Below are 26,181 nucleotides of genomic sequence, written 5' to 3'. Positions count from 1 at the left end.
CAAAGCGTATCCGCGGCAACCATCATGAAGAAACCCGAAGCTCGCATCGAACCGTACACGCACCCCGCCGCAGGCTGGGGCGCGCTCAAATATGTCGCGATCAATCTGATCAAGGAAAAGGTCACGGGCGGCAATTACCGCACGCTGTTCAAACAGAATCAGCCCGACGGCTTCGACTGCCCCGGCTGCGCGTGGCCGGATCGGGAGCACGCGTCCACCTTCGAATTCTGCGAGAACGGCGTGAAGGCCGTGGCCGCCGAGGCGACCAGCAAGCGCGTGACGCCGACGTTCTTCGAGGCACACACGGTCGAGCAACTGATGGCGCAGTCGGACTTCGAACTGGAACAGCATGGCCGTCTGACCGACCCGCTCGTCTACGACGCGCTGCGCGACCGCTACGTGCCGATCGGCTGGGACGAAGCCTTCGACCTCATCGCCGGCCACCTGAAGCGCCTCGACGATCCCGACCGCGCCGCCTTCTATACCTCGGGCCGCGCCAGCAACGAAGCCGCGTTCCTGTATCAGTTGTTCGTGCGCATGTACGGCACCAACAATTTCCCCGATTGCTCGAACATGTGCCACGAAGCGACCAGCCGCGGCTTGCCGCATACGGTCGGCATCGGCAAGGGCACGGTCACGCTCGACGACTTCGAACACGCCGACACGCTGCTGATCTTCGGCCAGAATCCGGCGACCAACCATCCGCGCATGCTCGGCGAACTGCGTGAATGCGCGAAGCGCGGCGCGACCATCGTGTCGATCAATCCGCTCAAGGAGCGCGGCCTCGAACGTTTCGCGAGTCCGCAGCATCCGGTCGAAATGATCACGATGGGCAGCACGAAAATCAGCTCCGTGTTCATCCGGCCGAAAGTCGGCGGCGATTTCGCGCTGCTCAAAGGCGTCGCCAAGCGCGTGATCGAACTCGACGACGAGGCGCTCGCGTCGGGCCTCGAGCGAGTGCTGGACGTCGGCTTCATCGCCGGACACACGGTGGGTTTCGACGCGTTCGCCGACGATCTGCGGGCGGAGAACTGGGACACCATCGTCGCCGAATCCGGCGTGCCGTTCGAGGACGTGCTGAAGCTCGGCGACATCTACGTGAAGGGCCGCGCGGTGATTTCCACTTGGGGCATGGGCCTCACGCAGCACAAGAACTCGGTGCCGACCGTGCAGTTGCTGTCGAACCTGATGATGATGCGCGGCAATATCGGCCGGCGCGGCGCGGGTTTGTGCCCGGTGCGCGGGCATTCGAATGTGCAAGGCGACCGCACGGTCGGCATCGAGGAAAAACCGACCGAGGCGTTTCTCGACCGGCTCGGCGAGGTCTACGGTTTCGAGCCGCCGCGCGAACATGGACTCGACGTCGTCAATACGATTCAGGCGATGCTCGACGGCAAGGTGAAGGTGTTCATCGGCCTCGGCGGCAATTTTTCGATTGCGACGCCGGACACGCCGCGTACCTGGGAAGCCATGCGGTCGTGCGACCTGACCGTGCACATCACGACCAAACTGAACCGCAGCCACCTCGTGCACGGACGTGACGCGCTGATTCTGCCGACGCTCGGGCGCACCGAGATCGATTCGCAGAATGGCGTGCCGCAAGGCGTGAGCGTCGAGGATTCGATGAGCATGGTGCATATCTCTTACGGCATGAACAAGCCGGCCTCGGACAATCTGCTGTCGGAGATCGCAATCGTCGCGCGCATGGCGCATGCGACGCTCGGCAGCGACAAGGTGGACTGGCTCGCGCACGCGGCCGATTACTCGCTGATCCGCGACGGCGTCGCGAAGGTGATCGAGGGCTTCGAGAACTACAACGAGCGGTTGAAGCATCCAGGCGGATTCCACCTGGGTGTCGCGTCACGCGAGCGGATCTGGAAAACGCCGAGCGGCAAGGCGCAGTTCATCGTGCACGCGATCGCGCTCGACACGCCGATACATCGCGCGCGCGAAGAGCACGGCGAGCGCCTGATGACCCTGATGACGACGCGCTCGCACGATCAGTACAACACGACCATCTACGGCCTCGACGATCGCTATCGCGGCGTATACGGCCAACGGCGCGTGTTGTTCGCCAACAAGGAAGATCTCGCGATGCTGGGCTTCGCCGCCGGGCAGCGCGTGGATATCACGAGCGTATGGGCCGACGGAATCGAACGTCACGTGAAGGGGTTTCTGCTCGTGGAATACGACATTCCGCGCGGATGTCTCGGCGCTTACTATCCTGAGACGAATCCGCTCGTGCCGCTTTCCTCGGTGGCGGATGGCGCCGGGACGCCGACTTCGAAGTCGATTCCGGTCTTGCTGAAGGCTGCGGAAGCTGACGCGCTGGCTGCTTGATGCTTGACGCGTCGTCAGGCCGGACTTTTCGTCAGTTCCCGATGCGTGAGATAGAGGCGCAGATCGAATTCGATCTGGTGGTAGCCCGGCTGCATGAACTCGCACAGTCGATAAAAGGCTTTGTTGTGGTCGCTCTCTTTCAGATGAGCGAGTTCGTGCACGACGATCATCTTCAGAAATTCCGGCGCAGCGGATTTGAACAGCGAGGCAACGCGGATTTCCTTTTTCGCCTTCAGCTTGCCGCCTTGCACGCGCGAGATGCTGGTGTGCAGGCCCAATGCGTGACGCACGACGTCGAGCTTGCTGTCGTAGGTGACTTTGTCGATTTGCTCCGCGCTGCGCAGATGTTCGCGTTTCAGGTCCGCGCAATAGGCGTAGAGCGCCCGGTCTGTTTGCACGTCGTGTGTGTTCGGGTATCGCTCAGCGAGGTACGGGCCCAGTTGCGCGTCGGCTATCAGCTTCCTGACTTTTTCCTGCAGCGCCGGAGGGTAGCCGGTTAGATATTTCAGGTGAGACAGTCCGGTCATTTTGCCTGGTCTTTGCGTTTCGGGGCAGCGGCGATCGGTGTCGGTAGTGGATTCGAAACGACACCGTCTCTTTGCTGATCCGCATTCTAAACGCATTGGCCTCACCGTTCGGCGTTGCTTCGCGAAGTCGAGGCTCGGGCAACTGTAACGGCAACCAGGAGCCCTCGCCCCTCCCTCGCGTTTCAAGAGAAACGTACTTTCATTCCATAAGCAGTTCGCCCCATTCGAAATCGACGCGGTCGGGAAACATGGGTACGACGCCCGCGCCAGGCGTAAACGTGAGCTCGCCAAAGTACAGCGCATTGTCCGGTGCATAAAGATCGACCCGAACGTAATCGAAGCCGTTGGATAGCTTCGCGGCGGCCTCGAGTATCGCGTCCAGGTTATCTGGCGGAGCGCTCGGCGTGGTGCCGCGCGCGTACTCGCCAATCGTTACGTCGAGATGGTTCCAGTCCGCGTCATACACATCGCCACGCGGCAGCGGTCCAAACCGGTCGCTGATTTTCACGATGTACATGACCGGTCGCCCCGCACTTCGACGAAAGCAATGCACCTTGTAGTCGGCGGGAACCTGACCGTTTCGATCGAGCAGGAGCGTCTCGAAGAATAGCCCCGGTTCGATGTCCCGGTAATGGCGCTCGCGCGCCACCTTGTAAAAATCGGTCGATAGCCACCGGACGGCCAACTGGTGAAGCCGCTCAAAACTCTCTCGTGATTTGTCGCGGACGATCTCGACGAACGTGCTGCCGTGATTCGCCTTCATGACAAACGAGTCTGGAAGAGAATCGAAGTCCGCGCGCGTGAACCTGGTGGGCGCGGCAATCAAAGGAACGAGAAATTCTTCTCCCAGAATCCGGCCCACGTAGTCGCGCACGGCAAGCTTGTCCGTCAACGGCGCAAATCGAGGATCCGGTTGCAGGTTTCGCCTGAGAATGCGTTCGTTGAATGTTCTCGGCTTGATGAGATTGGGAAAGCGGCCCACCTCTTTGCGATGCAAAAGTAACAGGAAGAGAAAATCCGGCAGCAAATCCTTGGCATGCTCTTTTATCCGCCTTTCGAGGCCGACAGGTGTCCCGCCAATGCTCTCTCCCCTCCCGAATGGTGCATTGAGGGCATGGCTTACCTGAAACGCGGTTTCCGCTTGAAAGACTCTTCTTGGACGTGACACAGAAGCCTCCTTAATCGTTGAGTTATCACAGACGTCGACTATTGCGTTGACAGGCGAACGATCACAACTCGAAACGTATTCAATGCGTTGACTGGCAAGCACGCGCCACGGAAGGAAGGCCGATACATGGTCTTCGAACCGCGCGGCGCTGCCGACCGGCCTAATAAGGCACGCCGGAGCCGGGAGGAGCAACCGGCGACACGATGTACGCCGGTTCGGTGGTCAACTCGATCCGTAACTCGCCCACCTGGATAACCGTTCCTTTCGGCGCGTTCGCACCATTGACACGGACGAGAGAGACGAAGAACTCTCGCGAGATTTGATCCACGGCCTTCAACAGCGCCGCGGTAGCGGGATAGTCCAAAGTCACCGCTCCATGATGCGCGGCACCGGAAACTTCAAAGGGACCCAGCGTCCCGATGAAGTGCTGAGCGCGCACCGCCTTATCGCCGAAGTTGTCGGGAAGGTTGAGGTACACGTTGTAGAAATAGCCCCCCGCCGCACCTCGAGCCGTCAGTTTGATGTCGTCGAATACGACCTTCACCGAACGATATTTCCCGGACGTCGTGGCGGTCGTTGTCGAAGGGGCAACCAGGCCTTGCGCGGCCGCGTCGTATGACGCAGCGGTCGCCGAAAGCAAGTCCTGAACGGGTTTAATCGAGGCGGCCTCTCCCAGAATCCGAACCGTGATGGATGCCTCGTTCAGCGCAACGCCGGTGACGCCGCCGATCGAATGCCGCCCAGAGGTAATATCACGCGCCGAGCTTAGGGAGAAGCTGACGACGGGCGGGCGTGCTCGAAGGTCGGTCGTTTGCGCCTGCACCCGAATGATTCGGCCCACCTGTGTTTGCGGCGGCAAGGTGGTGGGTCTCGCCGTGTTGGCGTAGTCATAGCCGAGCCGGGAACGCGGAGAGTACGTTTGCTCCTTGTTGATCGTCAAGGCGGAAGCGTAAGTGAAGGTCCCGGCCCAATACGGATCGGTCGGCGCCGGCATGGTTCTTCCGTCCGGCAGCGCCCACGCGTGCCAAAGCCTGTCGACGTTCGCATGGTGCAGGTAGAAAATCGGATCACGAGGCGATTGCATGGTAGCCATCGAATTGCCGATGATGTTGTGCACCGGATTGTGCGGTGCCGTCTCGAACTTCTCTTCAAATGAATTGGCCGTGCCGCGCTGGAAGTTCACGACCGAGGACGAGAAAGGCGACAGGTCGAGCGCGTTATAGACGTTCGTATTGAGTCGAGGACAATAAAGCGGATTACCGCTTGCCGTATCGGTGAATTCCGCCGGCACGTTCGGGTTGCTGAACCAGTCCCAGTACGGCAGCGTGAAATCGCTGTCACCCGAAATCAGTCTGATCTGACGCTCCAGGTAGTACAGGTATCCGCGATGCCAGGCAAGGAAATATGGCTGCCGATGCGGACAGTAGTTCATGTGGACGTTGGTCCAGTACTGCCATGAATTCGGATCGGCCGCATTCGGGTTGGCCAGCATGGTCCGCACCGCGTTAAGAAATGAAGCATAGTGAGGCGTCGTCTTGAATTGCTGCCATTCGATACGAATCACTAACGTAGTCGACGCTCTTGCCAAAAACGGAAACGACGCCCATGTCATGGCAGTGGCGGCGGCGCCGAGAAAAGTTCTGCGCTTTATCGTAGCGTACGGCATGACTCCTCCATTTAATGGCGGCACCCATGCATTTGCATTGGCCGCGTGTCGTCCCGCTGACACATCTTTGGCGACGGGTCTGCGCTGTCGTGAGATATCGCTTGCCAGTATGGCAATAGCTGGCGCCTGCGCTCGCGTGTTCTAACGCGGGCGTTCAGGCAATTGGCGTGGCCGGATTTGCTCCGGCCTCGGTCTTCCTCAAGCCAATCGGATTCAATTAATAATTTTGCAAAAGTGCGGCAGCGCCGCCTTTCGCGATCCTCGTCTCTGCACAGCAAGCCTAACGGAGACTGAAAAAAATCGTAAGGAATTTACATCCGCAGTTTTGGACAGCATGGCCGAAAATGGTGGACGCATGGTGGACGTATGGGCTGTCAACGCCGTGCGTTCGACGACCGGAACAGCTCCGTATGCAGAGCGCTTTTGAGTCCCGAGAGAGAAGGGCTGGCGCGGGAGCGGGCAGCATCGAGACGATGCAAGGCAGACCAGATAGCTGAGCCGTTCAAGGAAGCCGCAACCTGCCGACCGTCTCTTTAGCACTTGCTTTTGACGCTTCACAGCGACAAGACAGCGACAAGACAGCGACAAGACAGCGACAGGTTTGCGAATGACGGTATTCGCATTGGCCGCGACTCGACAACCGCGGCTCACGGTCGAGCGCCTGGTTGAGTGGCGTCTCGAGTACGTCTGTAAACGATGCAACCGGGTCTCCGCGCGAAGCAGGAGACCCGGTCTTTCGTCACGAATGAACAACCCGTCGATCAGTTGTCCGGGTGGCCCGCCGTGAAGGTCTTGAACGCATTGTACGGCTCGGTTATTGGAACCGTGTTGATCATAATGCCGTAGGTCGTGTTCCCGCTATCCAGCACGTAGTACATCACGGACTGAATGTTGTGCGTCTTTCTCGCTTGATAAAACTCGCCCAATTGCGTGGTGATGTAGTTCGCGCGGAAGGACTCGCTTTGGTCCGGGCCGGTATTCCATTCGGTAATCATGAAAGGCACGCCATATCGGGCCTTGCAATACGTCGGAAGGTCGAAGGTGGGGCCGTTTCCGTCGGAGCCGATTCTGAAAATGTCCCCATACGCATCGTAATTGTGCCAGGTGGTGATATCCCAACGCACCTTCGGATGACCGCCCGTGCCGTCGGGTTGCATGCCTTCCCACAAAGCGTCGGCCGCGCCAATATCGGCAACGCAGAAATTGATACCGCACTTCGCCGTGGACTGGACCGACTTCACGCCGTCGATCATGCCGCGCATGGCGCCGCGCATGGCGGGCCAGTTCGTATTGTTGAAGTCCATCGCCAACGAACCCGCGTAGGAGAAGTTCATGACCGTGGCGTTCTGCCGGGTCAGTTCATTTCCGCATTCGTACATGGTCACGCCGTACGGTTTCATTGCGTTTGCGACAGTCCTGGCACAAGCGAAAGCGCGGGTATAAGCCGCCGACTCGCCAGAAAACACCGTACCGCTGGAGTCGTACACACCTTGCTGGATCAGCACGAGCAGCTTGAGTCCGGCTGACTGGAAGGCTTGCGCGATTTTGACGACGGCATTGATCTGGTTCGGGTCGTCCGTGCAGCCGACGCGATAGGTCGTACAGCCCATGTCTTTCAACATCGAGACCAGTTGAGTAGGCGTGTACGTGTAATCCCAGTGCCCGTTCATTCCGTAGAAGGAACCTGCCGCGGGAGCAACGGCGATACGTGGGTCGCTGCACGGCAGCCATTGGGCCTTGACGTTGCGCACGTCCACGTTCACGTAGAACTGGCCGCCTGAACCCTGATGCCAGATCTTGCCGCCGTACCAGAGCACCAGCGACACATTGTAGGTGTTGCCCACGGTCGCGCCGTTCCTGTAAATGACGCCATTCACGAGGGTCCAGACCGCGGCCGTCTTGTCGATAATGTACGGCGACGTAGGGAGCGTCGTACCCTCCGCTGAAGTGCCGCCCATACGCGGGTCGTTGCACGTTACCCATGTCGAGCCGGTCCATGAATAGAACTGGCCGCCGGAGCCCTGGTGATACACACCGCCGCTGTAGTACAGCACCAATGCGACGTTGTAGGTGTTGCCGGCTTTCGCGCCGTTTCGATACACCGAGCCATTCGCCAGCGTCCACACGGCGCCCGAGTTGTCGGTAATGGAACTTGCAGGGGGAATTGCGGTGCCGCTGGCCGAGGGGGTGCCCGCGTGTGCCGTTGCTTTATTGACGGCTGATTGATCCGTGCTGTTGCCGTCTTCCGAACCGCCGCCACAGGCGCTCAAAATATAACTGCCACCAAGAGCCGTTAGGCAACCAATGAATTGACGTCGTTTCACCATGTCAAATAATTTCCGCTGTCGAGAAAATTCCCGATAAAAAATCCAAGTATTAACTTTCTGGAGTTTTCGAATTGAGTAGATGCGTCAAGACTCGCCGCCCATTAACCCGGAACGCTTAAGGGCGAAGAAAGTCCTGCGCATACGCGCACAAATCTGATGCTTGATTAGTGGTCGACAAAGACGTTTGAAGAGACGCAGTAATCCGCCGCGCGAGCGTCGCCGATCCTCCGGGCGAGCCTACCCGCACGTCCACTATCTCTTTTGCAAACGATGGAGACGACCTGACACGGTATTGATCTGCTGCTCAAACCGCGAGCCGCGCGTGGCGCAAACGTTTCACCGGAAGGACGACCGACGTGGGATCTGTTCGGTAAGTTATTCACAAATGCGGCGCGACGGAGTAAATCGTACCCGGAATGCGGTTTGAATTACAGTGGAAATAGTTTTTTTCCGCCAGAAAGCAGGAATCTTTCGAACAATTTGAGACGCAGCGAAAATTCCTACTTTCTTATGATCATCAGAGGACTGATGCGCTCAATTGGCACTTCGACCCTATTGGAATGGGGCTTTATTTTTCCGCCGGGTAGGCGGCGCGCACCCGCCGAAGTGAGGCCACCCTTCCCCCGCGCGCGGCCGCCTCCCGATGCGCGATGCGCAACCGGGCAAGTTGTACTCACTCGACCGGAGTAGACCGCCGTGGTTGCAACAAGACATTCCTATTCCAACGAGTTGTTTTAAATAGATCGAAATCGGCGATATTTAATGGGCCATTTTCCAATATGGCTAAGTTGAAAATAGAATGTTCTCTTTTGCACTGACCTATCGGCTGCGTTTGTCATTACATTCAATGTACTGACGACAGCGTTGAATGCGTTTCTCGGCGAGCCTCGGTCGAATCCGCCAACACATCGTGTTCAGCGGACATCTTCCACATGCGGCACTCCCTTGACGAACCACGCGCCGCGCTATTCGATACGTTTGGCCGTGAATGCGGAATTTATGCCGCGCGCCGCGTTATTAGCCACGTATCATGGTCTCACTTCACGCTCGCCGTTTCCGTCTTTCTTCTGATCGAACAGGATGGCGAGATCTCTCGCGATTTCTGGCATCCATTCCCGGAGGATAAGTGAGCATTGCGAGCTTTGTTCTGATCGTGACCGGCGTCCTGCTGAATGCAATGGCGCAACTCTGGCTGAAAGCGGGAACCAATGCGCTGGGAGCCTTTGGATTCAGTCGCCAAACAGCCGTTTCAGCGCTCTTCAGAGTGGGATTCGAGCCTCACATCATGGCGGGGCTGGCATGCTACGTACTGAGCGTTGCGATCTGGATCGTGGCGCTGTCCAAGGTTCCGGTGAGCGTGGCGTATCCGATGCTGTCGATCGGATACGTGGTGAACGCGATAGCCGCGTGGTATCTGTTCGGAGAATATCTGTCGACGCAGAAATTGTTGGGCATCGCCGTCATCATCGTCGGTGTCTATCTGGTTGCGAAATCGTAGGGATCGAACAGGGAGTCGCATCATGCGAGTACTGATCACCGGCGCAGCGGGCTTTCTCGGTAGCGAGTGCGTCAAGCAATTCAAGGCGCGCGCTCATGACGTGACTACCACCGACAGGACCGGCCCAGTCGACTTGCCAGGCGATCTCGCCGATGCCGCGTTCACTGCTTCGCTGCCGAACGTCGACGTGGTGGTCAATTGCGCGGCGGTTCAATACGTTACCAAAGGCGTCCCCCTTCTCTTCAGAAAGTCGTTCTTTGAACGGAACAACGTGCTGGCGGCAAGGAACCTTTGCGAGCGCTATCGCTTCCAGGGATCGCATTTCATTCACGTCGGCACGAGCATGATGTACCGCCAAACCGGACAGAACCAGTACGACATACACAGCAGAATGGGTGGTGAAGGCGTGTACAGCCGCTCGAAGATGGCTGCCCAGGCGTTCGTCGACACCGTGCCGGGGGCGGCCACGATCATTCCCTGCATCATTGGCGGAGAAGGAAGAGAGGGCCTGTTCCGAGGCTTCGTCAACATGATGACGAAGTTCGGTCTCGTTGCATTTCCCGGTCACGGCAACCATAAGATCCACATGGTGCACGTCCTCGACGTGGCGAGCCTGATCTATCGCGTCGCGGAAACGCGTGCCGCCGGTTTTTTCAATGCCGCCGATCCAGACCCGCTGTCGATTCGCCAGTGGATCGACGAAATCTCAGCGGAGCTTGGCGTCCGGCATGTGCGAAAAATCGCGATTCCATTGCTTCCCGTGAAGTGGATATCGTCTCTTTCCGGTTACAGGCTGCTCGCGCGCGAACAGTTGCTGATGCTCGAACTCCAGCACGTCCTCTCGATCGACGAGTCGCTTGCTATTGGCTGGCGCCCGCAGTTTTCGAATGCAAGAATCGCAAGGGATATCGCCGTCCACATCAATCGCAGCGCAGCCGCGCGGCCGGGACTTTCCCGCTCGGAATAGTGGCACGCCAGAACAGCGCGAAGACCCCGGAGACGCGAACAGGCGCTCCGGAACGCCCTTTCCTCTTCTTCACATCGCGGCCAGCACAGTCAGCACGCACAGTGCGATGACGAACAGGCTCGCGCGGTTCTTGATCGCGAAGACGATCGGGTCATCGTGCATCTGCCCGCGGAACGCCACCATCCAGATGCGGCTGATCCAATACAGAAGCAGACAAAAGAGAACCCAGAGCCTGTGCGGATGCTGATACAGCACCTTGACGTCGGCCGAATTCATATAGAGCGCCAGCACCAGCACCGCGACGTAGCCGGCTGCCGTTCCGAATGAGCGCACGATGCTCATGTCGTCGGTTAAGTACCCCCGGCCTGCCGCCGAAGCCTTGCCGTCCCGCTGCGTTTTGTCGAGTTCGGTGTAGCGCTTGACCATCGCGAGGCTGAGAAAGATCATCACCGAGAACATGATCAACCAGTCGGACAGCACAACGCCGCCGGCCGCGCCGCCAGCCACGATACGGGTGGTATAAAGCGCCGCGAGCACGAATACGTCCACCAGCATCACGCGCTTCAGGCGAAACGAATACGCGAGCGTCGTGACGACATAGCACGCCAGCACGAACTGGAACGACTGCGGCAGCATGACTGCAAGGCTTGCCGATCCCGCCAGCAGGATGAACATCAGAAAGATGCCGGAGACCAGCGACAATTCACCGGAAGCGAACGGGCGCTTGCACTTGCGGCTATGACGCCTGTCCGCATCGAGGTCGAGCATATCGTTTAACAGATACACGGACGACGCGCAAAAACAGAACGAAAGGAACGCCACGCCCTCTGCGATCAGCGTGTCGATATTGGTGAAGCGATGGGACGCGAGAAGTGGCACGAAGATCAGCAGGTTCTTCACCCATTGATAAACGCGCATTTCCCTGAGCGCGAGCCGCAAGAAAGAACGCTTGCTTTCGAAGAAGACGGTTGTCTGATTCACTTTCTGCGCCGCCGCCTGCATATGCCTGTTTCCCACGACAATCGCCCTGCGCGCCTGCTTCCAGACCGGCACATCGGCGCGAGCATTGCCGCAGTAGTCGAAGCCCTGCACACCGAAGCGCGCCAGCAAGGCTCCCGCCTTGTTCGTGCCGGAGAGATTGCGCGACTCGTCGCTTGCCATCACGCCTTTGAAGAATCCGAAATGCGAGGCGATCTGTTCGGCAAATCGCTGGTCACCCGCCGTGCATAGATAGAGATCACGGCCACTCGACTGCTCGCGTTTGAGGAAATCAACCACGCGGGCGTTATAGGGCAGCAGTGATACGTCGATGGCGACGCGCGAGGCGATCTGGGCCTTCAGATATCCCTTTCCCCGCAGCAGCCAGACGACGCAATAGAACAGATAGAGGGGATTTTTCTTGATCAGAACAAGGAACGACTCGATCAACAGGTCGCTATGGGTCAGTGTGCCGTCGAGATCGACACAAAGCGGGATGCTTGCAGCAGCCATCGGTAGCCTCGAACGATTATCGAAGTGTTAGCCTGAGCAAAGCGCCGGGGCGGCTCCCATCACTTGCGCGTTGAGCCGCACGCCGATGTCTGAACATACGGGGCCGGCGAAGGTGGGACGCGCTGCGTCGCACGATACTCAAATTAGCACGGGGCTCCAATAAAGAGGCTCCCGGGACCTCCCGAAAAGATGACGAAATATCACTGCCGACGGCCAATTGCATGTGGGCTCATACGTGCGAATCATCATCGGCTGACTCATGGGCAATAGCGGGTCGATAGCGGGAAGCACGCTCCTTGTGCGCCGCCGCACATGCGCCCATAATCCTCATTGATATCTTCACGCTAGCGACGTCGCTGTCCACGATCGCCGCGTTCCCTGTCGTGGCAAATTCACAGCTTTGCCGTGCCCCGTTTCGTATCGGCGCTCCTTCGAAACAATGCCGGCTACGGGCAATTCAACAAAAGCAGCATCACCCCCGCAACAATCGCTCTACGTTTTCCCTTACCTGAGAGAAGGCCCATCCATGTCTACGACGACGATGAAAAACACCTTCAAACATGTGGACTGGACCAGGTTTTGCGACTATGTCGTTGTCTTCGTGTTCGCGTCGTCTCTGTACGCGGCGACGCTCTATAACATTGGAATCTACAGCCCGTCATCGCAACGAATCGTCGGGCTTGCCTTTATTGTCGCGATCGGAATATATGGGTATTTTTTCCGGACTGGATGGCGCACAGCGCTTCTCGCCGTAGCGTTCATCGCGGCTGTACTGTTTGGCTACGGACACTTGAGGGAATTTAGTTACGATGGTCTGAATTACCACAGCGCGGTCGCCCTGCTGCTCGACCGCGAATCGGCCTGGTCTGCCGGCATGCGCGCGCCCGGCGGTATCTTCTGGGCCGAGCACTATCCCAAGGCGTTCGAGTTTTTCGCCTACACGGCCAAGGTGCTCACCACGCACTTCAACAGCGGCAAATCGTTCACGTTGTTGCTCAGCGTTCCCGCTTTGATCTGTCTAATGCGGCTGTTCCAGACGGCGATTCAATCCGCGAGAGCCGCGTTCCTAGCCGCGGCGGCCTGCGTCTACAATCCGGTCGCGATCGGCCAGTTGACAACGCTCTACGTCGACGCTGCCCACTATTACTGCTGGACGATCTTCTCCATCAATCTCCTGTTCGCCATCAGAAACCGGCCGTACTCCGCGGTGCAACTGGGTACCGCATTGGTGCTTCTGGTCGGTTCAAAGATGACAGGACTGGTTTTCGCCGGTGTCTCCGTTTTAGTGCTCTTCGCCGCGGCATTTTTCGGCGGAGAAAAAAGAGGCTTTATCGGAAAGCACAAAGTGGTGATCGGGCAACTGGCTGTATGGTCGTTCGTCGCCGTCGCGGTAATCGGCTATTCGCCCTACATCGAAAACATCGCCTCGGGTAAGCACATCTTCTACCCTATTCTCGGCAAGGATAAGGTGGATATCATCGTGCGGCAGGCATCGCCGGAATTTCTAAGCATGAACCCGTTGCACAGGCTCTTCCTGTCGTATTTTTCGGTGCCGAGTAACTGTAATGCCTGCAGTAACGCGCAGCCCAGCTTTTCGCTGTCGCCGGAGCATCTACGCGAGGCGTTCATCGCGCTTCACACGGCCGATACGCGCTTTGCCGGCTTCGGTCCTTTCTTTGGGGTCATGCTCATCATCGGTGTCATCCCCTTCTTCTGGAAAAGGAAGGGCGCCGATCTCCTGACGATTTTCCTGCTCGCCACGCTGGCTATCGTCCTGATCCACCCACAATCGTGGTGGGCGCGATACGTGCCGATGCTTTACGCGGTTCCATTGCTGATCACCGCGGCGTTTTCAACCAGCCGGCAGCAGTTCCATGCAATCATCGTCTTTGCCGCGATGAACTCCCTGTTATCCGCGGCCAGCGTCGCGGGCTACATCATGCTTAAACAGGCCCACTATAAAGGCGCCGTGGCCGCGGTCCACGAAATGTGCGATCAACGGCCAATCAGGTTGACACCCTCCGAGATGAACTGGGCGTTCGACTTGCGGGACGACAATCTCCCTGTCGCCACCGATAATCGGCCAGAGCAACCTGAATGCACCGTCAATTTCGACCAGTTGATGATCATGAAGAAGTAAGCGCTGCGCGGGCAGGCTCTTGAGGAGCCGGTGCGGCCCGGAAATGACCCTCACCGATGGCGAGCCATCCCTACGAGTTCCCTGAGGTGCCGCGCCATCGTGGTCAATACATTCGCCGACGAACTGGCGGATCGCCCTCTGTGCGGCATTCGTTGAAGATCGTCCCAGTCGACTTCCAGCGAGCGTGCGTGACTCTCCGCTGTAAACGGCCATTCCATCACCACCGCGTGCGCGGCGGATGCGCGATGACCGTTTTCGAACCTCTCCAGATACGCGTTGATAGCCGACACTTCGTGCTGGGCCGCTTCTTGAGATGCGGCCGCGATGAAATCGTCCGGTCCTTCTATGTGGATACACCACAACCGCTCGCCAGCGTCCGGATCCGGTTCGGCCTGTCGGTCGTCACGCTCCACTCTTTCCCAATGGCCCAGATCGTCTTCCATTTGAGGCGCATCCTTTAATGCCGTAACAACGCCAACGGCGCGTACATGATCTTCGATAAGGCGGCTCAATAAGCGTTGCGGTGATGGAAACCTTTGAATATCGTCGCAAGAATGATCTTGACGTCCAGTCCGAACGACCAGTTGCGCAGATAGTACAGATCGTGTGCCACGCGCCCCTCCATTTTTTCGATGTGGTCGGTTTCGCCGCGAAAGCCGTTGATCTGCGCCCAACCGGTAATGCCCGGCTTGATCCTGTATCGGTGAATGTAGCCTGACACGATGTTCTGATAGAGATCGTCGTGCTCCAGCGCGTGTGGCCGGGGACCCACCACCGACATGTCGCCGCGCAGCACGTTGAAGAATTGCGGTAATTCGTCCAGGCTGGTTCGACGCAGAAACGAGCCCACGCGGGTGATGCGGGGATCGTCGCGAGTCGCCTGTTTCAGAACACCCTGTTGTTGCTCGTGCAGGCGCATCGTACGAAATTTGTAGATGGTGAACACCCTGCCGTCGGCGCCTTTACGGCATTGCCTGAAGAACACCGGCCCCCGCGAACTCAGCTTGACGGCAATCGCGCACGCAAGCAGGATCGGCGACACCGCGACAAGCGCGCCGAAAGCAAACACCCGGTCGAACAGCTCCTTTATCAGCATGGCGTTCGGCGGCAGCGGCGGCGCCGCCAGATTGATGGTGGGAACGCCCAGCAATTCGGTAATGCTTCCTTCGAACAACGCAAGCGCGCGCACGTCAGGCATGAAACGGATATTGATCAGATCGTTTCTGAACTCGTCGACCAGCTTGAGAATCGCGCGTTCCTCGCTCAATGGCAGAGCCAGCCAAACTTCACCAATCTTCTGCTCACGGACATAGTCGACGAACGCCGCGTGCTGGTCGAACACCGCGACAGACGATGTCACCCGGCCGCCAACGCCCAGGTTGTAAAGCGCCTTGGCGCGGAATCCGGCAGCCTGCTTTGCCTCCATCTTTTGAATGATTTCTTCACAGTGCTCGCCGCATGCCGCGATGGCGACATGCTGCAAATTCAATCCCGCGTGTCGAACACGGCCGAGCAGGCTATGCGTCAAGATGCGTCCGGCAATCATCGCGGCGCCTGACAGGCCCGTCCAATACGCGAACCATAAACGGGACACGAAGTCGATGCGATGCAGTGAAAACATCAACGCCATCGCGCACGCCTGAACGATCAGCCACGCCAGCGCAACCTGCCCCGCGAGCACCCACTTCGAGCGCCCGCGCCACGACTCGTAGACGCCGAGCGCGGGGAAGACCGCGAGCGAAAACGCCGCGGCGAAGGCGACGAACGCCATGTAGAAACTGTGCTGGGAAATGTCGTCGAAACGGAATATCAGCGCGACGAAAGCGCCCCCCACGATTACCGCGACATCGAACGATCTTGCCAGTAAACCAATGATTGCCCGCATTGCAACGCTCCCAGAGCACGCGCATTGTTCATACCGGCCGGTTAGCCGCAACGACCGTATTTATCGTCGAATCGCACGATGTCGTCCTCGCCGAGGTAGGCGCCCGACTGCACCTCGATGATCTGCAGCGGGACACACCCGGGATTCTCGAGACGGTGGCGCACACCCAGGGGGATGTAGGTCGATTCGTTTTCGCTCAGAAGAAGCTGCTCGTCGCCTCGTGTGACGAGCGCCGTTCCGCTCACCACGATCCAATGTTCCGCGCGATGGTGATGCATCTGCAAGGACAGACGCGCGCCGGGGTTCACGACGATGCGCTTGACCTGGAAGCGATCGCCGTGATCGATCGAATCGTAGAAGCCCCACGGACGGCGCACTTTTCTGTGCGCCTCGGCCTCGGGCGATTTCTCTCTTTTGATCCGCGACACCAGACCCTTGATGTCCTGCACATGCGCGCGATCGGCAACCAGCACCGCATCGTCCGTCTCGACCACAACCAGATCGGTCGTACCCACGCAAGCCAGAAGCCGCCCGCCCTGCGAGCGCGCATACGTGCTCGTCGCGCCTTCGAACAACACCCGGCCGCTTCCCGCATTGCCGGATTCATCTTTTTGCATTGCTTGCCACACCGCGTCCCATGAGCCGAGATCGGACCAGCCGGCCTCCAGCGGCACGACTACGCCAAGGCAAGGGGAATCCGCCTTGCCCAGGCGCTCCATCACCGCGTAGTCGATTGAATCGGATGGCGAGCGGCAGAACTCCACCGCGGCGGGAATGACGCAACCCTCCGCCTTTTTTCCATGCTCGTGCGCTTGCGCGCAAGCCGTGTGCATGTCGGGCTGGAAGCGCTTGATCACCTTGAGCCATAGCGAAGCACGAACGACAAAGATGCCGCTGTTCCACCAGAAGTTTCCTGCCTCGACGTACTGAGCCGCAAGTTCGGCAGCGGGCTTCTCGACAAAGCGATCGATCAGATAGGCACCGTCCTGCAGCACTGCGCCAAGCCGGATATAGCCGAAGCCTGTGTCCGGGCGAGCCGGTGGCACGCCCAATGTCACGATCGCGCCGCCCTCCGCATAGCCTGCGGCGATCGCGATCGAGCGATGCAGCGCGTCGAGATCGGCAATCGCGTGGTCCGCGGGCATCGCGACCAATATGGCGTCGTGGCCCTCGGCGGTTGCGGTCAATGCGGCCAGCGTCAACGCCGGCGCGGTATCGCGTCGAGCGGGCTCGACGATGATGCGCGCGTTGACACCGCTGTCACGAGTCTGCTCGTAAGTGGCGAAGTAATGCTCCGCCCCGCAGACAATCACAGGCTCCGGCGCGACTTCCCACCGTCCCTTGAAATTGTCCATTCGCGATACGGTGGCTTGAAGCAGCGTCTTGTCACCAATCACATCGATCAGTTGTTTGGGAAACTGCTCGCGCGATACGGGCCACAATCGTGTGCCTGAGCCACCGGCCAGGATCACCGGAACCATCCGCGAACACGCGGCTGCAGTGTCATTGGCCAACTCGACAGACGAAGCATTGACTTCCAGCGTGACATTGCCCATTTAAAGCCCCTGCAAAGTTGTATCCGTTGGCTATCCGAACTTCGAATGCCGCCACGAAACGCGGTGGGCGTTACTCGATTCAATGATAGGCACGTTACGCTGCACCACAGCATGCGTGGCGCGAACCGTTGAAACTTTGGCCGTGTCCACGCGATCCGTTTGCGCGTTGTAGCTGGCAGGCCGTCATAGGTGCGCGCAAAGTAGAAGCAGGTTTGGAGATCAATGCCGAGCCGTGATAACTTCGAGTCAACGCACCGCGTGGTTGGTGAACTTCCAAAGATAGGATTCCGACGGTCTCGCGCACCCGCTGCCCGCTGCCAGTTGCCCTGTTCGTTACCGGCCATCCGTATGCTCTCGATGGAGTCGCAATGGCTTATATATCCCTGTTGGCGCTATTCCTGACAGTGACCAATCTGCTTCCGGTGAGCGCGGCTGGATTCTTACCGATCGTTTTATGTTCGTGGCGTTTCTTCGGTAGAAGCTACCCGGCTTTCATGTCGGCCCTGACTGCCTTCACGTTATTCGTTCTCATCTCCACGCTGCTCTACGACCCGCGCTCTCTCATCGAATTCGAGTTTTACCGGCGCGACGGCAATTTCTTCGTCTCTTATGCCCCGATCTTCGCCGGGTGCCTCTATGCGCACCGCTGGGATCTCAACAAGGTCTTGCGAACGTTCTTTATCTTCGCCGTGGCGATCAATGTGCCGCCCTACGCCTACTACATTCTGCAAAACGGGCTGCTGAGCATCTTCACGCATCCGGACAACAGCTTCGGCAGCTACTTTATCGCCCGTAACGCGGCGGGCGGCTTTCTTGCGATGCTGTTTTGTCTCGGCACCGCGTGCTACCTGCAAAAACGCGGCAAGCTGATTCTGGCGTTACTCGCCATGAACGGACTGATGCTCTTTTCCACCTATAGCCGCGGGTCGTTGCTCGGTGCGCTGGTGATGCTCCCGTATCTGTATTTTGGCCGTAAGCGCTGGATGCTCGGCACGCTGATGGGCTGCCTCGTAGCCGGCTCGGTGGCGATTGCGTTCATTCATACCGAGCCGAACGTCAACTACATGGGCTACAGCTTCAACATCCATAACCAGGACGCGAAGGTCGCCAACCTCGACACGCGATCCGAATGGTTGTGGCCGCGCGCGCTGGCGTACTTCCGCCAAAGCCCGGTGGTCGGGCTCGGCTTCGGTTCGTATGACGATCAGATCGGCCACGTCGTGTCTTACTTCGATCTCCTGGGAATACCGTCGGACGTGACCGTCGAACACAGCGATTCTCATGCGCACAACTCTTACCTGAATTTACTGGCGGAAATGGGCGTGGTGGGACTGGGCCTGATGCTGAACTTCTTCTGGAAGCTCATTGAATGGAGCCGCAGAGGGGCGGCCAACGCCGAGTTGATGGCCGGTGTGCAGAACTTCGTGGCATTCCGGTTCGTCGAGCTCGCCTCGGTCTGCCTGCTCGTGATGGCGGCAACGGAACACCGGTTGGTGTCGCCGTCGAATGTCCTGATTCTTTCTCTCGTCATTTCGCTACTGCTCGCATCGCGGCCGTTGGCCGCCCCCACGTCCGGACCGCCGGTGTATCGAACACGACGAGGCGACCCAACGATAACGCGGCAGCGGCGCGGCGCCGCGCCACTCGTGCCGAATAACCGTCCGTAGCCCGGACGGGGCGACAAAAGCAAACAACGAAGGAAACGACGACGCCATGTGGCGAATGTTTACCAATCTCGGGGACGCCGCGCTCACGTTGCCCGTGGCGCTGACCTGCGGCATCTGGATCGCGCTATTCGACGTGCGCGCGGCATACCGCTGGCTTCTGGCCTTGGCAGTCGGCATGTCGATCGTAGGCGCCACGAAGATCCTCCACGCGGGGTGGGGCCTGTCTTTCCCGGCTTCTCATTTCCGCGTGATAAGCGGACACGCCATGCTCTCGACGTCCGTATGGATCGTCGTCTTTACGCTGCAATTCAAGTGGTGGCGTCTACCGCCCGCAGCCGGAGTCGTCATGGGTCTGATCGTCGGGCTTCTTACCGGCATGTCGCGGGTATTGAACGGTTCGCACTCGCTACCCGAAGTCTTTGCGGGCTGGGTAATAGGAGTCGCCGTTGCGCTGATCTTTTTACGCGGTGCGCGTCATGTCGACGTGGAGCGGTTCCCGCCGCTCTGGTCGGCGCTCAGCATTCTGCTGGTTGCAGCGCTGGCGTACGGGCACACGACTCCGCTTCAACGGTTGATCGAAAGGCATTCGCCCGCAATCCATCGGCATACGCTTGCATTCGCCACCTATCTCCACCCGCGCCGTCATCCATTCCACTTTCACGAGACCACGGTCGAGAATCGACGCTTGCCGGCCGGCGCGGGCTCGACGGAGCGGTCGCCGGGACGTGATGGAACAAACTGGTCGACGAAGCTATAAGGAAGCCGCGCTTCGATAAAACCGGTCAGCGCCGCCTTGAAATTCTCAGACGAGAATCGCTCGGCGTTTCTCCGGCACTCGCCCGGATCGAAGAGACACGCGTTGCGCTCGAATCGCACCACGGCACTCAACAGCGATTCGGTGGTCTGTTCATGGAAAAAGACCCCGGTCGGCCGCTCCGCGGGCAAACCCACGACGGATTCCAGCGCGCCGCCCCTGCCGAAAGCGATAACGGGCGTTCCGCATGCCTGCGCTTCCACCACCGAAATGCCGAAGTCCTCTTCCGCCGCGAATACGAACGCCCGCGCTCGCCGGAGATGATCGACGAGAACGTCGATGGGCTGATGTCCGAGGATCGTCACGTTCGCTCCGGCGACGGCCTTGATCTTCTTCATCTCCGGGCCGTCTCCGATCACCACCAGCCGCCGTTCGGGGGTCTGCGAAAACGCCTGCACGATGAGGTCGATACGTTTATACGGAACCATGCGCGAGGCCGTCACATAGAAGTCCTCCTTCTCGGCGGACATCGTCATGTTCTTCAAGTCGACAGGCGGATAAATAACCGTCGCTTCGCGTCGATACGCTTTCCTGATGCGGTGAGCGATGAACCTCGAATTGGCGATCAGGTAATCGACGCCATTCGCCGAGCGGGAATCCCATCCGCGGATGTAATGCAGCAGCACCCGCGCCATCATGGACTTCATGCCGCGTGTCAGGTGCGACTCCCTCAGGTACTGATGCTGAAGATCCCACGCATAGCGAATGGGCGAATGGACATAGCTCACATGAACCTGGTTGGGGCCGGTAAGCACGCCCTTGGCCACCGCATGGGAACTGGAAATAACGAGGTCGTAACCGGACAGGTCCAACTGTTCGATCGCCAGCGGCATGAGCGGCAAGTAGCCGCGGTAGCGCTTGCGGGCAAAGGGCAGGCGCTGAATGAACGACGTCTCGACGGACTTGCCCTTCACACAGTCACGGTCTTCCATGAAGTCGACAATGGCGAAGATGTCCGCTTTCGGAAAGCACTCGATGATGTTCTGGAGCACCTTTTCAGCACCGCCCGAAACGACCAACCAATCGTGAACAATAGCGACTTTCACTTCGACCTCCGTTGAGAGCACAACCCGGCACGACGCGTCGGAAAGAACCTTTTACTTATCCTTGGCGCCCGGCGGCACGCGAGCACCCCATGCCAGTCTGAACATACCGAGCGCCCGTTGCCCGCCGGGAACCAGTCCGACCAGTTCGAGGCGAACCATGATGCTCATCAGCATGACGGACAGCGTCGCTTCTCCGATCACGCGAGCCCATGCCATACCGATCGCCCCATAGCGCGGTGCGAGATAGAGCGCCGCCGCGAGATTCGCCACTCCCGAGACGGCGCCGGCTATCGCCAGCAAGCGGTCTTTCTTGCGAGGCACGAACACGTAGAACGCGACGAATTCATTGAACGCGGCAAATGGGAACATCCATGCGAAGCACTGCAGCACACGGGCGCTCGGTTCGAACTCCGCTCCCAGGATCAGGGGTAGCAAGAAAGGTGACAACGTCAGCGCGCCGCACAGAACAATGAACCCGTAGCCCATGAGCAACGCCGCGCCGCGCCGCGTGGTGACATGCGCGCCATCCTTGTCGCCTCGCGCGAGTTGCGCGGATATGGTGGGCACGAACACCTGCGCCGCCGGTCCCATCAGGCTCAACCCGATCGTCGCGAAGCGCTCCGCCGCGCCGAAGTACCCCACCTGCGCCGGCGTGGACAACAACGTAAGCAGATAAGTGGACGAAGCCGTGAGCACCACCGAACCCGACGAATAGCAGAACAGCATCGTCGAACCGCGGATCAGCGGTACGATGCCGGCGGCCCTTAAACGCGGCAGTCCGAGCTGCCAGGTGGTCAGCCCATATGAAATGATCATCGAGGCCACGCCTGCAATCAACAGACTTGCCAGCACCCATTCGGAGTCGGCGGGGCCCTTCACCAGATTCAGAACCAGCACCAGGCTCAAGGCGAAGCCGAACACCTCGATCATGATCGGCGTGCGAAAGTGCTGACGCCCCTGAAACAGCCAGCCGAGGTTGAGCGCGGAGACGACGCCGAGCAGCGTGGCGAGCACACCGATCAGCGGTCGTTCGGACAAGACCGGTGAACACATCGTGGCGACGATGCCGACGCATCCCCCCAGCAGCCCGAGACAAAGACGTGCGCTGGTATGCAGCGAATAAATGCTGTTGCATTCGCCGTTGGACTGCGCTCTCGATACCTCGCGCATGCCGACAAAGGTAAAGCCGTAGCTAGCCAGCATCCAGATGACGTTCATCAGCGACATCGCCGCCAGAACGCGACCGTACTCCGCCACACCGAGTATGCGTCCGTAAAACGGCACCACGATGATGAGGTAGACATACCTCATCAAATAGCCGCCATACACGAATGCGATGATATTGACGTGTTTTCGTCGATCCATCCCGCCTCCTTCAGGCCGATGCAACCGCTGTTCCAGGTGTTATTGCTCAACCGCTCGCCGGCGGGCGAGCGGGTTGTTGATGTAGCGAACCACGAAGTCGGACAGCGGCGAGTACGGTACGAGACAGAGGCACGACAGAACGAGGGTGCCGACTTTCTTCTTCAGGCTCCAGAACGGGTTCGCCACGATCGTATGCAGATAATCGTGCGAGTCGCGCATCATCCAGCGCCACCGCGTCGCAACCGGTGCGTGATAGACGCCCGAGCAGAACAGCGCCTTCTCATGCGAGAAGTCGTAAAACGCTTCTGGAAGATCGATCTGCAATCGGGACGCGGCGGTCGTTCTCAGGATCTGCCATCGCATGGTGAAGGCTTTTGGCGCTTTGTTGATCTGCTCCGAGTTGGCGAACGAGACGTTCGAGCTCTTCGTGTTGTGGACGCGATAACCGCCCAGCGATTTCGGAATGTCCGCGACCGGACCCACCAGGGCCGTTCCGTAGATCGCATAGAAGTCCGCGCCGTAGCGGTCGGCAATCGCCTCCGGAATCGGAAACACCTGTTTTAAAGCGCTTACCCGATAAGCGTTGCCCGAAGCAGGCGGCGAGGGATAGAGCCAGCCGCCTCGCAACAAGGTGTCGCAATTTCGCGGAGCGGAGGAGTTCGGCACATAAGCGCCGGTCGTGTTTCCGGCCGAGTCCATCACGTCAAGGCGAAACTGCACCTTCGCCCAGTCGCCGGTGCCGAACACCTGCATCACTTCCGACGCCGCGGACGGATACAGCAGATCGTCCGAATCGAGAAAGATGGCGAACTCCGCATCGACAATCTCGACCGCATGGTTGTACGCCGACACCTGGCCGCCGTTGCTCTTGAACACCGACTGTATCCGGTCGCCATAGCCTTCGATGATTGCGCGCGAGCCGTCGGTCGAACCGTCATCGATCACGATCACGTGCGTTGCCGCATAGTCCTGTTGCAGCGCCGAGTCGATTGCCGTGGCGAGATACCGCTCGTAGTTGTAGTTGCAGATGACTATTGTGATTCTGTCCATGATCTCGCAATGCTCTGTAAAGAGTTTAATCGGCCGGCAATCGCGGGTTCCAGCCTCCGCTTCGCCGATTCAAATGCCTATGCCGCGCGACGCACCACGATATATGCAAGATGTCTGGGGGGCTTCGCAAGCGGTCCGTTCACCTCGGACGGCACCTTGAAGCGGACATTCAACGTCGCGTCCTTCCACGTCAACGCGATGTTCTCGCCGTCGCTCCGTGCGCCAGTGAGGCCGTCGATCATTTCAACGGTTGCCGTTCTGGCAGCCGGCGGCTTCACGCCGGTCGCGGTGACGCTTCGCCAACCGGTCGCGGCGCTGACCTGAATCACGATATCGCTGTCGGACAGCACTGCCGTCCCCGATGTATCGCCGCCGAACGCAAGCGGTGCCGGAAAGCGCTGCAGCGATCCCGCGACGGTCCGGCGCAGCACCACGAGACTTTGTCCCGATACGTTATAAGTGCGCGCCGGCGGACCGCGATGCGTCAGACGGAAAGGCTCGTAACCATCCCAGTGATAAATCATCGATACGTACTTGTTCGGGTCGTTCCACTCGCGATCGAGCGCCCACGCCGCAAACTCGAAGAAGTAGCGCGGCAAGTAGTGGGGATCCTTCATGTACGTATCGCCGATCTCCGTCTGCCAGATGCCGCGGGCGGGACCGTGCTTCACGTATTGCTCGTAAAGCGGATCGAGCTCGTGGACAGGAAGATAATGGGTGTCGATGTAATCGACCTGGTCGAGCATTCGCTCGTCATAGAGCGGACTTCTGTATTCGAGCCATTGGCGGAAATTGTCGAGACCGCCCTGGTCCGGCCAGCCGCCATAAACGACATAGGCGCCGTAGCTGCGAATGATTCGCGCGGCGGGAAGATGGATTCGCTCGACATAGTCCTGCATGGCGCGCTCGTAGGGCCGTGACAGTTTCCGATCCTCATTGAAATGCGGGCCGTGCCAGAACGATGCCTGCACTTGTCCGCCGGACAATTTGCCCGCCGCCTCGTTCCAGATCTGAAAGTGGCGCAGATTGTAGGGTGGCGCGGAGTACTTGCGCACCACCGCGTCGACGTACCGCTTCCACGCGTCCACATCGACGGGAGCCGATTTCGAGTCGCCCGGCACCGACGCATTCCATTTGGGCGTATAGGCGAGCAGCAGCAGCGAGCGCACGCCATTGCGGTTATTGCGGATCACGACAGGCGGCAGTTCGCTGTTGTATTGAACGCCCGTCCTGTCGACACGCATGGGGTCGCGCGGCGAATCGGGCTGGCCGGGGCCGACCGAATCGCGGCCCCACGTCAGTCCCATCTCGCGCCACATGGCGAGGTCGCTCGCCGATCCGGCCCAGCCGTTGGTTCCAAGCATGTCTGTGATCCGCCTGCCGCGGTTTGCTTGCAACTGCGAGTCGGCAACGGCCGCAAACGACGCCGTCGGGCGCGCGAGCGGTAGCATCGCAGCCGCAAGCGCTGCCAGCTTCGACAACGCCCGGCGCCTTCCCGACACATTGCGGACTTGATAACGTCGCCACCTCGTCAGCATCGATTAACCCGCCGATACGTTCGGTGCAAGCGAGGCGAGGCTGTCGCTCGTCCGACCCTGCAGGATGTCCAGCAACTTCTGCGCCGAACGATCCCAGCGATACTCCCTTGCGTGAAGCAGGCCCTTGGCGCGGTAACGCTGCCGCAGCGCATCGTCCGTCATCATCAGGGAAATCTTTTCGGCAATATCATCCACCGACGTCGCGTCGCAGTACATCGCGGCGTCTCCACATGCCTCGGGTATCGAGGTGCGCGTCGAGGCGATCACCGGGCATCCGCAGTACATGGCTTCGAGCGGCGGCAAGCCGAACCCTTCGTAAAGCGACGGAAATATGAGGCAGCCCGCGTTGCCATAAAGTGCTTTCAATTCCCCGTCGGAAACGAATCCGGCCCAGGTCACCTGCTCGGCGTTCGTTGAACTCGAGACGGAGCCGTTGCCGAAAATACGCGGGTTCCTTCCGCCGACCACCACGAACCTGATGTCGCGCCGGTGCTTGAGCCGGCCAACGGCATCCAGCACGCGCTGAAGATTCTTGCGGGCATCGAGGCTGCCCACGATGACGCAATAGGCGTCCTTCTCGAGTCCTAGCCGCTCGGTTATCGACGCGTCGGAGACAACGCGATCCAGATGATCCGCGCCCGGCGTGACGACCGAGACGCGTGATTCGGCAATCTTCAGGTGTTCGCAAATCCGCGCTTTCGAAAACATCGACACGGTGAGTATCGTGGGATCCATTCTCGGCAGCATCGCAAAGCAGAACCGGTACCAAAGCAGGAACTTGCGCGAGAACCCGTGAGGCACGTCGTACACGGCCATATCGTGAACCATGACGATCTGCCGGCGTTTCAGAACCGGATTGGTATTGCAGAAGTTCAGAAGCGTCACGCCTCTTGCCGCAAGCGGAAGCGTGATCTGTTCCCAAAGCGTGCCGCGCAGCCACGGCAGGCGCCGCTGCCGCTTCAGCAACGCGCCGGGTTCGATGATGTCCTGCGGCACGAACACCTCCACTTCATCGCCCGGATGTGCGCGCATCTGCATGGCTCTCGTTAATTCATAGGCGACTCGCTGAACACCGGTGATCGGCTGCGAGGTGAACTTTCCATTGATTGCGAAGGGCATGGCACTCTCCGTTTTAC

Annotated in this window: 19 protein-coding genes; 6 read left to right on the top strand and 13 right to left on the bottom strand. The window is 59.2% G+C overall.

Annotated features, from left to right (window positions below; genetic code table 11):
* The first annotated feature begins 24 nt into the window (after nt 1–24).
* Nucleotides 25–2,340: an FdhF/YdeP family oxidoreductase gene (locus tag BUE39_RS04780; protein ID WP_073427512.1), complete on the top strand. Its 2,316-nt coding sequence runs from the start codon at nt 25–27 to the stop codon at nt 2,338–2,340.
* A 14-nt stretch (nt 2,341–2,354) separates the two neighbouring features.
* Here BUE39_RS04780 and BUE39_RS04775 read toward each other — a convergent pair whose 3' ends face one another.
* The 4 genes from BUE39_RS04775 to BUE39_RS04760 all read right to left on the bottom strand — a co-directional run bounded on the left by BUE39_RS04775 (nt 2,355) and on the right by BUE39_RS04760 (nt 8,028).
* Nucleotides 2,355–2,858: a M48 metallopeptidase family protein gene (locus BUE39_RS04775; protein ID WP_073427692.1), complete on the bottom strand. Its 504-nt coding sequence runs from the start codon at nt 2,856–2,858 to the stop codon at nt 2,355–2,357.
* Nucleotides 2,859–3,066: 208 nt separating this feature from the next.
* The gene (locus tag BUE39_RS04770; RefSeq protein ID WP_073427691.1) at nt 3,067–3,948 is read right to left on the bottom strand and encodes an ATP-grasp fold amidoligase family protein; all 882 of its coding nucleotides are present in this window, start codon (nt 3,946–3,948) and stop codon (nt 3,067–3,069) included.
* A 247-nt stretch (nt 3,949–4,195) separates the two neighbouring features.
* Nucleotides 4,196–5,701, bottom strand: coding sequence for a tyrosinase family protein (locus BUE39_RS04765; RefSeq protein ID WP_084561355.1), 1,506 nt, complete (start codon nt 5,699–5,701; stop codon nt 4,196–4,198).
* 761 nt (nt 5,702–6,462) lie between these two features.
* Nucleotides 6,463–8,028 carry a hypothetical protein gene (locus BUE39_RS04760; RefSeq protein WP_073427510.1) on the bottom strand — a complete coding sequence of 522 codons (1,566 nt, stop codon included), beginning with the start codon at nt 8,026–8,028 and terminating at the stop codon, nt 6,463–6,465.
* A 1,126-nt stretch (nt 8,029–9,154) separates the two neighbouring features.
* Between BUE39_RS04760 and BUE39_RS04755 the strand changes: the two genes are divergently transcribed.
* On the top strand, nt 9,155–9,526 hold the full coding sequence (locus BUE39_RS04755; RefSeq protein WP_073427509.1) for an SMR family transporter: 372 nt from the start codon (nt 9,155–9,157) through the stop codon (nt 9,524–9,526).
* Nucleotides 9,527–9,548: 22 nt separating this feature from the next.
* The gene (locus BUE39_RS04750; protein WP_073427508.1) at nt 9,549–10,493 is read left to right on the top strand and encodes an NAD-dependent epimerase/dehydratase family protein; all 945 of its coding nucleotides are present in this window, start codon (nt 9,549–9,551) and stop codon (nt 10,491–10,493) included.
* A gap of 69 nt (nt 10,494–10,562) precedes the next feature.
* Here the strand turns inward: BUE39_RS04750 and BUE39_RS04745 are convergent, their stop codons facing one another.
* Nucleotides 10,563–11,984 carry a UbiA family prenyltransferase gene (locus BUE39_RS04745; protein WP_073427507.1) on the bottom strand — a complete coding sequence of 474 codons (1,422 nt, stop codon included), beginning with the start codon at nt 11,982–11,984 and terminating at the stop codon, nt 10,563–10,565.
* 526 nt (nt 11,985–12,510) lie between these two features.
* Between BUE39_RS04745 and BUE39_RS04740 the strand changes: the two genes are divergently transcribed.
* Nucleotides 12,511–14,124 carry a hypothetical protein gene (locus BUE39_RS04740; protein WP_073427506.1) on the top strand — a complete coding sequence of 538 codons (1,614 nt, stop codon included), beginning with the start codon at nt 12,511–12,513 and terminating at the stop codon, nt 14,122–14,124.
* 50 nt (nt 14,125–14,174) lie between these two features.
* Here the strand turns inward: BUE39_RS04740 and BUE39_RS04735 are convergent, their stop codons facing one another.
* The 3 genes from BUE39_RS04735 to BUE39_RS04725 all read right to left on the bottom strand — a co-directional run bounded on the left by BUE39_RS04735 (nt 14,175) and on the right by BUE39_RS04725 (nt 17,565).
* Complete coding sequence (locus BUE39_RS04735) at nt 14,175–14,567, bottom strand: hypothetical protein (protein ID WP_235004805.1); 393 nt, start codon at nt 14,565–14,567, stop codon at nt 14,175–14,177.
* 65 nt (nt 14,568–14,632) lie between these two features.
* A complete protein-coding gene (locus BUE39_RS04730) occupies nt 14,633–16,009 on the bottom strand; it encodes an undecaprenyl-phosphate glucose phosphotransferase (protein ID WP_073427505.1) in 1,377 nt (458 codons plus the stop codon).
* A gap of 41 nt (nt 16,010–16,050) precedes the next feature.
* Complete coding sequence (locus BUE39_RS04725; protein WP_073427504.1) at nt 16,051–17,565, bottom strand: mannose-1-phosphate guanylyltransferase/mannose-6-phosphate isomerase; 1,515 nt, start codon at nt 17,563–17,565, stop codon at nt 16,051–16,053.
* Between the two features lie 368 nt (nt 17,566–17,933).
* Between BUE39_RS04725 and BUE39_RS04720 the strand changes: the two genes are divergently transcribed.
* Entirely contained in the window at nt 17,934–19,232 is a 1,299-nt protein-coding gene (locus BUE39_RS04720; RefSeq protein WP_073427503.1) for an O-antigen ligase family protein, read from the top strand.
* Nucleotides 19,233–19,278: 46 nt separating this feature from the next.
* On the top strand, nt 19,279–19,989 hold the full coding sequence (locus BUE39_RS04715; RefSeq protein WP_084561354.1) for a phosphatase PAP2 family protein: 711 nt from the start codon (nt 19,279–19,281) through the stop codon (nt 19,987–19,989).
* Here BUE39_RS04715 and BUE39_RS04710 read toward each other — a convergent pair.
* The 5 genes from BUE39_RS04710 to BUE39_RS04690 form a co-directional block, all read right to left on the bottom strand.
* Entirely contained in the window at nt 19,890–21,092 is a 1,203-nt protein-coding gene (locus tag BUE39_RS04710) for a glycosyltransferase family 4 protein (RefSeq protein WP_073427501.1), read from the bottom strand. The genes BUE39_RS04715 and BUE39_RS04710 overlap by 100 nt on opposite strands.
* 51 nt (nt 21,093–21,143) lie before the next feature.
* On the bottom strand, nt 21,144–22,457 hold the full coding sequence (locus tag BUE39_RS04705) for a lipopolysaccharide biosynthesis protein (protein ID WP_073427500.1): 1,314 nt from the start codon (nt 22,455–22,457) through the stop codon (nt 21,144–21,146).
* Between the two features lie 39 nt (nt 22,458–22,496).
* The gene (locus BUE39_RS04700; RefSeq protein ID WP_073427499.1) at nt 22,497–23,507 is read right to left on the bottom strand and encodes a glycosyltransferase family 2 protein; all 1,011 of its coding nucleotides are present in this window, start codon (nt 23,505–23,507) and stop codon (nt 22,497–22,499) included.
* A 77-nt stretch (nt 23,508–23,584) separates the two neighbouring features.
* Nucleotides 23,585–25,045: a hypothetical protein gene (locus BUE39_RS04695; protein ID WP_073427498.1), complete on the bottom strand. Its 1,461-nt coding sequence runs from the start codon at nt 25,043–25,045 to the stop codon at nt 23,585–23,587.
* 3 nt (nt 25,046–25,048) lie between these two features.
* Entirely contained in the window at nt 25,049–26,164 is a 1,116-nt protein-coding gene (locus BUE39_RS04690; RefSeq protein WP_073427497.1) for a glycosyltransferase family 4 protein, read from the bottom strand.
* Between the last annotated feature and the right edge of the window lie 17 nt (nt 26,165–26,181).

The sequence above is a fragment of the Paraburkholderia terricola genome, assembly GCF_900142195.1.
GTDB classification, from domain to species: domain Bacteria; phylum Pseudomonadota; class Gammaproteobacteria; order Burkholderiales; family Burkholderiaceae; genus Paraburkholderia; species Paraburkholderia terricola.
This window is presented reverse-complemented; position numbering and strand designations above follow the sequence as displayed.